This is a genomic window from Brevibacterium limosum (assembly GCF_011617705.1).
In the GTDB taxonomy this organism is placed as follows: Bacteria; Actinomycetota; Actinomycetes; order Actinomycetales; family Brevibacteriaceae; genus Brevibacterium; species Brevibacterium limosum.
This window is the reverse complement of the sequence record NZ_CP050154.1, coordinates 1,571,686-1,583,807: the sequence shown is the minus strand read 5'-3', so window position 1 is coordinate 1,583,807 and position 12,122 is coordinate 1,571,686. Positions and strand designations below refer to the sequence as shown.

Sequence of the window (12,122 nt, the reverse complement as noted above, 5' to 3'; positions counted from 1 at the left end):
ATGATCGAGCTGACTGTGATCGGCGGCTACCTCGGGGCGGGCAAGACCGCGCTGCTCAACGAGATCCTCGATCGGACCGACGGTGAGCGCGTCGCGGTCATCGTCAACGACTTCGGCACGGTCAACATCGATGCGGAGATCCTCGCCAACGATGACGGTCGGACGTGGGAGATCGCCAATGGGTGCATCTGCTGCGACCTCTCGGATGGGATGGCCGCCGCGATCGAAAGCATCCGGACCGCCTCTCCCCCGGTCACCCGCATCTTCGTCGAGGTCAGCGGGGTCGGCCAGCCCGAAGTCGTCGCCCGCTGGGGCGATCATCCCGGGTTCGTCCGTGGTGGAGCCCTCGTCTGCGCCGATGCCACCTCCATCCGCCGGGACGTCAACCGGAAGTGGGTGGGAGAGACGGTGCTGTCGCAGCTGCGCGGCGCCGACCGAATTCTGTTGACGAAGACGGATCTGGTCGATGGCCAGCAGCAGAGTGAGGTCGTCGACTGGTTGAAGGCGGATCCGGGCATCACCGCCGAGATCATCGCCCGGGACGACGTCTTGGCCGGTGGTCGGTCGCAGCGATCGGCAACGGCGCCCGGTGCTGATTGCGCAGTCGCCGGGGCCCTGCCACCGATCGACGACGGGGACGGGTCCCGCTCCGCCGCACGAACTCACAGTTCGTGGTCGATCACGGCCGCCTCGGCGATCGCCCCGGAGGTGCTGTGCGGTCTCATCCTCGACCTGCCGGAGACCGTCGTCCGCGCCAAAGGGATCCTGCCCGACGAGCGGAGGCCCGGCCACCGGTTCCTCGTCCAATATGACGGCACGAGGTGCGAGACCAGCGACATCACACCGGAGTTCGCGGACTCGGACGGCGGCACGGTCGCCGACGGCCTGAGCGCACGTGGATCCGCGGCCCCTGACACCCCGGGCCGCCTCGTCATCATCGCGGCCGGCGATCATGTCGGCCCTCCCTCGGCCGTGACCGCACTGGCCCAGGCACTTCACGGGTGGGTCGGCGACTAGCCGGCCCCGAACATCAGAGAGGGAACAATGAAGTTCACCCGCAGAAAGAACGACGCGGATCGTCCGCGGCCACTCAAGCGGAAGACCGCCTGCCTACTCACCCTGGCCATCGCGATCGCGGCGGCGCTGGGGCTGGTGCTCGGCGGATGCGCGGCACCGTCCGCGCTGGTCGGCAGCAGCGATGACACGCTCATCTTCGGCACTGGTTCGGTCCCTCGCGTCCTCAATCCCGCGGTCCAGTCGGGGCTTGCGACGGCGACTCCCGGTGCGCAGCTGTTCGCCAGTCCGGTCCGGCTCAACGACGACCTCGAACCAGAGCCGTATCTGGCGAAGTCATGGAAGGAATCGGCCGATGGGAAGACGATGACCCTCCACCTCGCAGAGGACGCGAAATTCCACGACGGCCAGCCTGTCACTTCCGAGGACGTGGCCTTCTCGCTAGGGGTCGTGAAGAGGGAACATCCCTTCGGAGCCAATCTCTTCGGCCCTGTCACCAGCGTGGACACCCCCGATGATCAGACCGTGGTGATCAATATGTCGCGCAGGCACCCGGCGCTGATGACCGCGATGAGTCCGCCGTTCCTTCCGGTCATGCCGAAGCATGTCTACGGCAGCGATGACACGGTGGCCGACGATCCGCACAACGCACAGAACGTCGTCGGCTCCGGCCCCTACCGCCTGGCCAGCAATCTCGAAGGCAAACGCATTGTGCTCGACAAGGTCGATGACTTCTTTATGGACAATGCGAAGGCTCCGAAGCAGGTGCTCATCGAGATCATCTCCGATGAGAACACTCTGGCGCTGGCGACCGAGAAGGGCGAGATCGACATGATGCTCTCGAACACGCCCTCCATCCTCTCGCGCATGGAGGCCGTCGACGGAGTCACGGTTGCCGATGAGGGCTACGAAGGACTGGGCGCCCTCGCCTGGTTGGGGTTCAACGTCAAAAGCGATAACGTCTCGGACAAGCGGGTTCGCCAGGCAATCGCCTATGCGATCGACCGCGACTACCTTGTCAACAAGCTCCATCGAGGCCAGATCGAAGCAGCCACGAGCCCGATCGCCAACGGCAGCCCCTATTTCGACGATTCGCTCCCCCACTACGACAGGGATCTCGACAAGGCCGCAGATCTGCTCGACGAGGCGGGCTACCCACTCGATGAGCACGGCAATCGGTTCACCGTCCAGCTCGACTACGATCCGCTCAGCGCCGAGATGTCATCGAGCATCGCCGAGACCATCAAAGCCAACCTCAAAGACGTCGGCATCACCGTGAAGATCCGCAGCTCCGCCGATGAGCCGACCTGGGGCAACCGAGTGGCGAACTACGACTACGACATGACTCTGGACAACGTTTGGAATTGGGGCGACCCGGCCGTCGGAGTCGAACGCACCTACCTGTGCGACAACATCAAGAAAGGCGTGCTCTGGGCGAACATGTCCCAGTACTGCAATGAGGACGTCGACCGACTCTTCAAGAAGGCCGCCGCCGCGCCGGATGAGAAGACGCGCAAGTCCGATTATGCGAAGGTCCAGAAGATCCTCACCGACGAACTGCCGATCCTGCCTCTGGAGAACCAACAGTATCGCAACATCTATTCGGACTCCGTGCACAACGCTCCCAATGGCTCGTTCGGCATCATGTCGCCGTTGCTCGACACTTCGATGGAAGGTTGACCATGTCTCAGACAGTTCCTCCGAAGATCAGACTCAAAGGGCGCAGAAGCATGGCCTTGGCTCGGTCCCGGTCGATCGCCTCACGCATCGGGCAGGCAGTGCTCCTCCTGCTCGCCGTCGTCATCTTCAACTTCGTCCTCATCCATCTGGCCCCCGGAGATCCGGCCACCGTCATCGCCGGCGAGTCCGGCGGCACCACACCCGAACAGCTCGAAGCGATCCGAGAGGCCTATGGGCTCAACGACCCGATCCTCGTCCAGCTCTGGCACTATCTGGTCAAGATCGTCCACTTCGACCTCGGCTACTCGTTCTATTTCGGACAGGACGTGACAGCGCTCATCGGCGAACGTCTGTATCCGACCGTGCTTCTCGCCGGGACGGGAATGACCGTCGGCCTGATCATCGGCACACTGCTCGGCGTCGTCGCCGCGATCAAGCCGCAGGGAATCCTCAGCTACTTCGTCACCGTCCTCGCTCTCGTCGGCTTCGCCGCACCGGTGTTCTGGACCTCTGTGCTGCTGCTGCTGGCGCTGTCGATCGCTCTGCCGATCTTCCCGGTGCAGGGGATGAACTCGATCATCGTCTCCCCGCATGTGCTTCCGCAGATGTGGGACACGGCGATGCACCTGGTCCTGCCTGCCACGGCTCTCGCGCTCATCTATGTGGCCCTCTACAGTCGCACCGCACGCACGAGCATGCTCGAAGTCCTCGACTCCGATTACATCCGCACTGCTTGGGCCAAAGGCCTGGGCGGCAAGGTCGTCATCTTCAAACATGCGCTGCGAAATGCCGTGCTTCCGGTCGTCACGCTCCTCGGACTCCACGTCGGTGCCCTGCTGTCGAGCGTGGTCCTCATCGAGGTCGTGTTCAACTGGCCGGGGCTCGGCTCACTGCTGCTCGAGTCGATCCTCCGCCGCGACACTCCCGTGATCCTGGGAATCCTGCTGGCCAGTTCCGTCCTCGTCATCATCGCCAATCTGGTCACCGATGTGGCCTACCGCATCATCGATCCGCGGATCGCCGTCTCAGGAGGGCCACAATGACCGACATCATGTCACTGCCGGGCACCGGTCAGGAACAGCCGGAGCAGCCGCCGGAGGCTGCGAAACGGAAGCGACCGACGACGGCATGGACCCTGTTCCGACGCAACCGCGTCGCCCTCATCGGTCTCTCGTTGCTTGCTGTGATTCTGCTCGCCATCACCTTCGGGCCGATGATCTACCCGAACAACCCCTTCGAGATCGTCGGCATTCCGATGGAGGCCCCGGGCGAGTCCGATGTGCTGCTCGGCACCGATGCCCTCGGACGCGATCTGTTCGCCGAGCTGCTCTATGGCGGACGAGCCACCATGCTCGTCGGCGTGGTAGCGGCCGTCCTGTCGACGGCGATCGGAATCATCCTCGGCGGGTTCGCCGGCTATCACCGAGGATGGGCCGACTCTGCAGCAGTGCGCATCACCGAGTTCTTCCAAGTGCTGCCTCCGCTGCTGCTGGCCATGGTGCTCGTGACTCTGTTCACCCCGAGTCTGCTGACGATCACGATCGCCATCGGCGTCGTCAGCTGGCCGGCGACCATGCGCATCACCCGCGCCGAGTTCCTGCGCATCCGCGAACTCGACTACGTCAGGAACGACCGCGCTGCCGGAGCCGGTGACTTCTGGATCATCATGAAGACGATCCTGCCCAATGCACTGCCCCCGATCGTCGTCATGTCGACCTTGGTCATCGGTCAGGCGATGCTCTTCGAAGCGGGACTGAGCTTCCTCGGTCTCGGCGACCCGAACACGATGAGCTGGGGTCTCATCCTCGGCAACAACCGTGAGCAGATGCTCACCGCCTGGTGGCCGGTGGCCTTCCCGGGTCTGGCCATCTTCCTCGCCGTCCTCAGCGTCAGCCTCTCCGGCGACGGACTCAACGACGCACTCAACCCCAAAGGTCGTGAACGATGAACACTGCAGCGATCACATCGCCTGACGAAGTCTCGCCGACCCCGAACGTCTCCGGACACGAGGTGCCTCCGATCCTGTCGGTGAAGAACCTCTCGGTGAGATTCCAGGACAACACTGCCGTCGACGATATCTCCTTCGACGTCAGCGCCGGTGAGGTCCTGGCCATCGTCGGCGAATCCGGTTCAGGAAAGTCAGTGACCTCTCTGGCCATCATGCGACTCGTCGAGCTCTCTTCATCGGGAAAGGTCACCGACGGTCAGATGTGCTTCAGCCGAGCCGACGGAGACATCATCGACCTGCGCACCGCTTCCGAATCGACGATGCGCACCATCCGAGGCAACGACATCGCAATGATCTTCCAGGAGCCGTTGACCTCGCTCAATCCCGTGTACTCGGTGGGCAACCAGCTCGCGGAAGTGCTGCGAGTCCACAAAGGCCTGTCGCGAAGGGAAGCGAAGAAGGGTGTCATCGAACTCATGGAACGGGTGCGCATTCCGGAACCTGAACGGCGTGCGCGCCAATACCCCCATCAGATGTCAGGTGGCATGCGCCAGCGCGTCGTCATCGCCATGGCCCTGGCGTGTCAGCCGAAGGTCCTCATCGCCGATGAACCGACCACCGCATTGGATGTGACGATCCAAGCACAGATTCTCGCTCTGCTGCGTGAGCTGAAGAACGACCTCGATGCCGGGATCATCTTCATCACCCACGATATGGGCGTGGTGGCCGAGATCGCCGACCGGATCTTGGTCATGCGGAAGTCCCACGCCATCGAAACCGGCAGCGTTGAGAGCATCTTCCACAGTCCTCAGCATCCGTACACGAAGAAGCTCCTCAGCGCTGTTCCGAAATTGGGATCGATGAACGGCACTGACTCCCCCGCACTGTTCCACCTCGATAAGGAAGAGGTCTGACGATGACGAGAATTCTCGATGTCGACAATCTGGTCAAGGGTTTCTCGCTCTCCGGTGGTATGCGGGTCCATGCTGTCGAAGACGTCAGCTTTCACGTCAACAGCGCCGAGACCTTCGCGCTCGTCGGTGAGAGCGGCTGCGGCAAGACCACATTGGCGAACCTGGCCATGCGACTGCAGAAGCCCGACAGTGGAACGATCAAGCTGCTCGACACCGATATCACCGAGCTGAGGACGAAGGAGCTCCGGCCGCACCGCCGCCATCTGCAGATGATCTTCCAAGACCCCTTCGCCAGTCTCAATCCGCGCAAGACCGTGGGCAAGATCGTCGGCGATCCGCTGCGCCTGAACCGGGCCGCGTCGAACAGTCATGCCGATGACCGTGTCGCCGAGCTGTTCGAACTCGTCGGGCTCAGTGCCGATGACATGCGGAAGTACCCGCACCAGTTCTCCGGCGGACAGCGGCAGCGCATCTGCATCGCTCGCGCGCTCACGCTCAACCCCAGTCTCATCGTGGCGGATGAAGCCGTGTCAGCGTTGGACGTCTCCGTCCGTGCCACAGTCCTCAACCTCATGATCGAGTTGCAGCAGGAGTTCGAACTGTCCTATCTCTTCGTCAGCCACGACCTGGCCGTCGTCGAACGCATCGCCCACCGCGTCGCCGTCATGTATCTGGGCCAGATCGTCGAAATGGGACCTCGCCGGCAGGTGTTCGAGAACCCGCAGCACTCCTACACTCAGCGACTCATGGATGCCGCACCGATCGCCGATCCCGGTCAGCGGCGCGAACGGGCTCTCATCGCCGGAGAGATCCCCAGCCCTGTTTGGCCTGAGGATCAAGGACCCGAAAAGGTGACACTTCAGGATCTGGGAGGCGGCCACTTCGTGGCAACCGAATAGGTGCCTAAGTGCCATCGACGCCGAGGATTGGTTGGGAGTCCTCAGCCGGTGGCGGCTACCCCAGCCCTTCCCACGTCATGCGCTGCCTGAGTGCCGGTGCGAGGACCAACGCCGCTATGACGCTGCCAGCGAGGAGCATCCACGCGCCGAAGTACGTGAAGAGTTTGAGTTCTGGCGCCAAAGCAGGCCCGAAGTCGGCAGCCATGAGGATCACACCACCGAGGATGAGTGCCGTCGAGACGATCACCTGAATGAACTGCTCGACGGTGGAGACCAGCAGATTCTTGATGGTCGCGATGTTGAGGCCACTTGTGCCGACGTCGAGCGTACCGTCCTGCAGGTGACCGGCGATGCGCGAGATCTGCCCGGGCAGCTCGGCGATCTGGGGCGCGGTCGCTGCCGCGTAGAGCGTCATCTCGTGTCGGTCGACTCCCAGTCCCCCGACCTCGCGCAGCAGTGTCTTGCCGTTCTGGGTCACGAGCGCCAGCAGATTGAGTTCAGGCACCAGCCGGGTGATCGACCCTTCGAGGGTGCTGATGGCACGGAACGCTGTCGCCACAGAGGCCGGCATCGGGAAACCGAAATCGACGACGAAATCGATGAGCTCGCCGAACAATGCCGCCGAGGTCGAGCCCGGTGCCCCGTCTCCGTATTTGAGCATGATCTGTCCGATCTCACGCTGCAGCTCTCGCAGGTTCACCTCGCTCGGCGTGCCGAGCAGGTCGAGGATTGCAGCGGTCGCCGCCTGCGAGTTCTGCGAGTCGAAGGCCATGAGCAGCAGTGCGATTGCTCGACGGTCGCGTTTGTCGATGCGGCCGACGGCACCGAAGTCGACGAGGCCAACACGGCCCGCGCTCGAGACGACGATGTTTCCGGGGTGGAGGTCGGCGTGGAAGATGCCCTTGCCGAGCACCTGGCGGACAACCATGAGGAAGAGGTCCTGGGCGATCTCTCTGCGCGCGATTTCGGAGAGGTGGTCGACCACCTCGGCGCCGTGGGACAGAGGGGAACCCTCGACAAGGTCCATGACAATGACGAACTCGCCGGACAGCTCCTTGTACACGTGGGGGATATGGACGACAGACTCGGTCTTCGTCGTCGACCGGCCGGACTCATCGGCGAGGCGAAGCGCCTCGATGTGGACGAGCTCGCCGCGATAGTCGAGCTCACCCTGCAGGGAATCGACGAAGCTGCGCGCGAGCTTCGCGATGCCGATCTTCTTCGCCCAGTCAGTGGTGCGATCGAGGCGGTCGGCCAAGGTGAGGACGATATCGCAGTCCGCGCGGACCTGTTTGCGGATCTTCGGCCGCTGCACCTTTACCGCGACCGCGCGACCTTCCCAGGTGACGGCGCGATGGACCTGAGCGACGGAGGCACCTGCGAAGGGCTTCTCATCGAACTCGGCGAACACCTCGGCGACGGGACGGCCCCATTCGGTCTCGAGTTGGTCCTTCACCTCGGCGAAGGGAACGGGCTTCACCCCGGCCTGGAGGGTGGAGAACTCCTCGACGAATTCGTGAGGGATCATGTCACCGCGGGTGGCGATGAACTGGCCGAGTTTGATGAACGTGACTCCCGAGGCGGCCAGGGCGTCACGGGTGGTGGCGGCGATCTCTCGGAGGGAGACACGGAGGGTGGGGATTCTGGGCCGAAGGTAGCGGGAGAGGCCGAATTTGATGAGGATCTTCTGGATCTGGGCCAGGCGGTTGACGCGGCGATACCAGGTGGGGATCTTCGGCGCATTGCGGATGAGTGAGCTCAGGGTGCCCGAGGGCATGATGAGTTCGATCGCGAGGAGAACGAACATCTGGATGACGATGAACCAGGCAAAGAGCAGCAGGAAGACCATGATGGCGGGGAAGCTCATCGACAGGTTCGGGTACTGGTCGGATTCGGAGATGCCGAGGAGTTTGTAGGCCTGGAGGGTGATGGGCCAGATCGAGAGGCCCATGATGAGGGAGACGATGGTGTTGCGGGCGGCTCCGGTGCCGGTGAGCATCATCCGCCGGACGAGGAATCCGACGATGAGCGCGCTGAGGACGCCCAGTCCGATGGTGTAGAGGATCGTCACCCGTCAGCCCTTCCGTCGTTCGATCAGATGCACGGCGGTGTTGCTGTGCAGCGACAGCGGTTCGCCGTCCCCAGCCTAATTGATGCCCACTTCGGCAGAGCTGGCTGAGATTGAGAGTTTGCAGTGCATCAAGGTGGTGGGGTGCGTGTCGAAGCCAGTCCCTCGCTTCACACCCTTCAGTTGACAGACTCGAACCTGCCGTCCCTAACGGGAGGACCGGATTGGCTCGAGAGCCAATGTCGTCGTTCAACTCGGGGAAGATGAACGTCTCCAGCCAACGGAGCTGGGGCGCAGTCAGCACAAGCAGAAGCTCGATCGCTGAGCAGAGGGACTGATGCAGGGGTTTGATGACATCTCATCTGGCTTGTTCTCAAGCAAGTCTGGAAGGATAGACACCGCGCCACAGCCCTACCCGAAAGAGTTCCGCGATGACGTCATCCGCAGCGCACTGGGCCGGGACAAGGACACCACGATCGCCCAGACCGCCAAGGACTTCGGCATCCACGAAGGCACCATCGCGAAATGGCTCCGCCAAGCAGACATCGACGCCGGCAACAAGCCGGCAAGACCACGGACGAATCCGCCCAACTGCGGGAGCTGCGACGTCGCACTCGCCTGCTTGGACAGGAGATTCTGACTGTCGACTGGCGACCCCCGAAGGTCTACCGCTCGCAAGGGCCAGCCCAGACAAGCCACCAAGGAGCCCCATAATGAACATGACACCTCTGCTCGCACGAGTCCCGCCCAATGCTGCAAGCTACCGAACACATCGTCTTCGAGCGATTCCTGTCCACAGAAGGCCGCAATGCCAATCAGAGCAGTAACTCGAAAGAACTTTCAATCACCGATTGCACGACGGTGGTCCTTGAAGCACGTTGGACCGAGTTGCTCCGATATAGCGGAGAAGCCTACGTTCTACCCGTCTGACTCAGTCGTGGTGCCGAAATGTCCAAAGCCTGAGGCAGATAGCGGGGAGGCCTGCGGAAGAGGTGTGTTCAGTGCAGCATACCTGGCTACTTCAACGAAAGCTCGTGTTATCCAATGTTCGTTATCCTGTCGCCATGCCACACCAAGAGTGGAGGGGGCGATCCCGGTCACGGGGACGAAAGTCAGACCCGGTCGGCCATAAAATCGCTCGGTGGAGGCCTGAGTGAAAGCGATGCCCTTCTGGCTAAGAATGGCTTCGAAACACTCATCAACGGAGCTAACCTCCGAGCCGATGACAGGCGCGTGGTTGTGGCGGAAGTCAGTAGCCAACCAGAAGTCCCGCCACACATCCGGGGCACACCGAGCGACGAAGGGCTCATCCAGCAGCTCATCGACATGGACCGAGGAATGACGGGCAAGCTCGGAGGTTTCAGACACCGCCAGAACCCTAGGCTCAGTGAACAACGCAACCACCCGAAGGTTCTCGAACTCTGGGAGGGGCGGCCGGACAAATGCGACGTCGGAACTGCCGTCCGACAGCCCGGCCGTCGGGTCGTCAAAGGAATATGAGCGCATTTCGACCTCGACACGCGGATTGGTGCGACGGTAAGACTCCATGATGGTGGGAGTAAGTTCCGCTGCTGCGTTCGCCTGAAAGCCTACGACCAGCTTTCGGTTGGGCTCCCTGGCTGCCTGTTTAGTGAGGAGTGCTGCTTCGTCAGCGGCAGCCAGAAGCTCCCGCGAACGATTCAAAAGCACCTCTCCAGCAGCAGTCAGGGCCACAGTGCGACTGTTTCGGCTTAATAAAGGCGCGTTAACTGCGCGTTCGAGATTCCGAATTTGAACACTCAAAGATGGCTGTGCGATGTGAAGCCGGGCGGCGGCGCGTCCAAAGTGCAACTCCTCGGCAACAGCGACAAAGTAGCGCAAAACCCGCAACTCGAAGGGTGGCTGCATGGCTAAATCTTATATCTCCTCCATCTAACCGGTCAATAGTTTCCGCCTATCGCCGCATCGGAAAGGAGTCTTGGACGTTGCGACGAAGATCGCGATCTACTGAGAAGGGCAATAGATGCCCGCTCACAACATCAGGCGATAAGGAATACGAGATGACTTCTACTACTAGTACAACGCCGTCGGCCCAGGAATGGGTTGCCGCGTTCACCCGAGCCAACGATCACGATCCCGAAATCGGCGCGCATGGGAAATACTTCACATGTTCCTTCCTTTTAGACATGGAGGAGCATCTGTTCGTCATACGGATGAACGCTGGCAAAGTTGCCGAAATCGCCGTCGATCCTGGTCCGCTAGATGTCGCGTACCAATTCTCGATTAAAGCAAGCGCGGCCACCTGGCGGGAATTCAGCAAGGAGACCCCCAATCCGATGTTCCACGGTATATGGGCCGCAACGTTTCGTCGAGACATGCGACTTGAAGGCGAAATCCTCATCCTGATGCAGAACCTGCGCTGCGTAACTCGCCAAATTGAACTACTCCGCACCACAGGCGTGCCCTGCCCCACTTCCTGACCTAACCGACTTTCCCTGTAACAAGGAGCAAAACTCATGACTAGAATTTCACCGGTTACCGGCCACTATGTCACCGTCGATGTCGACGGACTAGAATACAAGGTGTTCTATCTCGAAAATGGCACCGGACAGCCGCTCGTCTGCCAGCACACCGCAGGTGCCCATAACCACCAATGGCGCGGACTATTGGAAGACGAAGAAGTTACCGCCAATTACAGGGTCATCGCTTATGATCTCCCCCGCCACGGCAAATCGGACCCACCTGAGAACTCTGAATGGTGGAAGGAGGAATACAAGCTCTCAGCCGACCACTACGCCAATTTCATTATTGCTCTATGCGACGAGTTAGAACTGGAAAACCCGATTTTCATGGGGTCGTCCTTCGGAGGTAACATCGGTCTACAGCTCGCTTATCGAAATCCGGAACGCTTCGACGCAGTGATCTCTGTCGAAGGCGCAGACTACTCCCCCGGATTCTACTTGGATTGGTGGCACCATCCACATGCCAACGCCGCTCAAGTCTGCGCCAGTGGCACATGGGACCTCATGGCACCTCAGTCCCCTGACGCGGACCGGTGGAAAACCTGGTTCTACTACTCCCAAGGCTCCGAATCTTTCAAAGGCGATCTACACTTCTACTCAGCGGATCACGACCTGCGTGGGAAGCTCGAAGAGATCGATACCGACCACTGCGCAGTAGTCATTATGAATGGCGAGTACGACTACCTCACAACGCCTGAGGACGGCGCCAGGACCGCCAGCGAGATCCGCAACGCAGAGTTCATCGAAATGAAAGAGATTGGCCACTTCCCGATGAGCGAGAACCACGCCGTGTTCAGGACCTATCTCAAGCGCGCCCTCGAAATCGTCGAGGACAAGAAGAAATCCGCTACCAGGATCTAACCAACCAGTGGGCGACAGTTCCACGTAGCGCTGGTAGCGCTCACTTACTAACAACGGGCCGCGGACCTCTCAGACTAGAAATGTCCGCGGCCCGCGCCGTACCAGCATGAGTTCCACAACTCTAGCAGCTCTTCATAAATGCGGCTGTAGAAGAGCTCCCAGCCCTCCAACGTGGAGCAACAATCGGATGGCCGTAGTTACCGCGGTTGCGGAGGCCCTGGGGCGATCCCACGCAGA

Annotated in this window: 11 protein-coding genes; 9 read left to right on the top strand and 2 right to left on the bottom strand. The window is 61.3% G+C overall.

The genetic code is table 11. The features are described from left to right. From GUY37_RS07125 to GUY37_RS19135, 6 genes are read left to right on the top strand one after another with little or no spacing between them, the layout of a single operon-like run. The gene (locus tag GUY37_RS07125; protein WP_166823874.1) at window positions 1–1,017 is read left to right on the top strand and encodes a CobW family GTP-binding protein; all 1,017 of its coding nucleotides are present in this window, start codon (window positions 1–3) and stop codon (window positions 1,015–1,017) included. A gap of 27 nt (window positions 1,018–1,044) precedes the next feature. Beyond that, entirely contained in the window at window positions 1,045–2,694 is a 1,650-nt protein-coding gene (locus GUY37_RS07120) for an ABC transporter substrate-binding protein (protein WP_166823871.1), read from the top strand. 2 nt (window positions 2,695–2,696) lie between these two features. After that, a complete protein-coding gene (locus GUY37_RS07115) occupies window positions 2,697–3,737 on the top strand; it encodes an ABC transporter permease (RefSeq protein WP_208094788.1) in 1,041 nt (346 codons plus the stop codon). Continuing rightward, a complete protein-coding gene (locus tag GUY37_RS07110) occupies window positions 3,734–4,642 on the top strand; it encodes an ABC transporter permease (RefSeq protein ID WP_208094787.1) in 909 nt (302 codons plus the stop codon). Before GUY37_RS07115 ends, GUY37_RS07110 begins: the two co-directional genes overlap by 4 nt. Beyond that, complete coding sequence (locus tag GUY37_RS19140) at window positions 4,639–5,556, top strand: ATP-binding cassette domain-containing protein (protein WP_228278412.1); 918 nt, start codon at window positions 4,639–4,641, stop codon at window positions 5,554–5,556. The genes GUY37_RS07110 and GUY37_RS19140 overlap by 4 nt, the downstream gene beginning before the upstream one ends. Before the next feature lie 2 nt (window positions 5,557–5,558). Next, complete coding sequence (locus tag GUY37_RS19135) at window positions 5,559–6,455, top strand: ABC transporter ATP-binding protein (RefSeq protein ID WP_228278411.1); 897 nt, start codon at window positions 5,559–5,561, stop codon at window positions 6,453–6,455. A gap of 55 nt (window positions 6,456–6,510) precedes the next feature. Here GUY37_RS19135 and GUY37_RS07100 read toward each other — a convergent pair whose 3' ends face one another. Further along, the gene (locus GUY37_RS07100; RefSeq protein WP_166823868.1) at window positions 6,511–8,526 is read right to left on the bottom strand and encodes an ABC1 kinase family protein; all 2,016 of its coding nucleotides are present in this window, start codon (window positions 8,524–8,526) and stop codon (window positions 6,511–6,513) included. Window positions 8,527–8,890: 364 nt separating this feature from the next. Between GUY37_RS07100 and GUY37_RS07095 the strand changes: the two genes are divergently transcribed. Further along, window positions 8,891–9,163, top strand: coding sequence for a transposase (locus tag GUY37_RS07095; RefSeq protein WP_208094786.1), 273 nt, complete (start codon window positions 8,891–8,893; stop codon window positions 9,161–9,163). A gap of 278 nt (window positions 9,164–9,441) precedes the next feature. On the opposite strand, the gene GUY37_RS07090 is transcribed toward GUY37_RS07095, so the two are convergent. Next, window positions 9,442–10,410 (bottom strand): LysR family transcriptional regulator, encoded by a 969-nt coding sequence (locus tag GUY37_RS07090; protein WP_166823865.1) that lies wholly within the window; start codon window positions 10,408–10,410, stop codon window positions 9,442–9,444. Between the two features lie 152 nt (window positions 10,411–10,562). On the opposite strand from GUY37_RS07090, the gene GUY37_RS07085 reads away from it, so the two are divergent. Both GUY37_RS07085 and GUY37_RS07080 read left to right on the top strand, forming a co-directional pair. Beyond that, entirely contained in the window at window positions 10,563–10,982 is a 420-nt protein-coding gene (locus tag GUY37_RS07085; protein ID WP_166823862.1) for a hypothetical protein, read from the top strand. A gap of 36 nt (window positions 10,983–11,018) precedes the next feature. After that, window positions 11,019–11,885: an alpha/beta fold hydrolase gene (locus GUY37_RS07080; RefSeq protein WP_166823859.1), complete on the top strand. Its 867-nt coding sequence runs from the start codon at window positions 11,019–11,021 to the stop codon at window positions 11,883–11,885. Window positions 11,886–12,122 lie beyond the last annotated feature (237 nt).

Excerpts from the sequence above, each read along its gene's own strand:
- GUY37_RS07115 (WP_208094788.1), top strand. The coding sequence starts at position 2,697 with ATGTCTCAGACAGTTCCTCCGAAGATCAGACTCAAAGGGCGCAGAAGC.
- GUY37_RS19135 (WP_228278411.1), top strand. The coding sequence starts at position 5,559 with ATGACGAGAATTCTCGATGTCGACAATCTGGTCAAGGGTTTCTCGCTC.
- GUY37_RS07085 (WP_166823862.1), top strand. The coding sequence starts at position 10,563 with ATGACTTCTACTACTAGTACAACGCCGTCGGCCCAGGAATGGGTTGCC.
- GUY37_RS07125 (WP_166823874.1), top strand. The coding sequence starts at position 1 with ATGATCGAGCTGACTGTGATCGGCGGCTACCTCGGGGCGGGCAAGACC.
- GUY37_RS07090 (WP_166823865.1), bottom strand. The coding sequence starts at position 10,410 with ATGCAGCCACCCTTCGAGTTGCGGGTTTTGCGCTACTTTGTCGCTGTT.
- GUY37_RS07080 (WP_166823859.1), top strand. The coding sequence starts at position 11,019 with ATGACTAGAATTTCACCGGTTACCGGCCACTATGTCACCGTCGATGTC.
- GUY37_RS19140 (WP_228278412.1), top strand. The coding sequence starts at position 4,639 with ATGAACACTGCAGCGATCACATCGCCTGACGAAGTCTCGCCGACCCCG.
- GUY37_RS07120 (WP_166823871.1), top strand. The coding sequence starts at position 1,045 with ATGAAGTTCACCCGCAGAAAGAACGACGCGGATCGTCCGCGGCCACTC.
- GUY37_RS07110 (WP_208094787.1), top strand. The coding sequence starts at position 3,734 with ATGACCGACATCATGTCACTGCCGGGCACCGGTCAGGAACAGCCGGAG.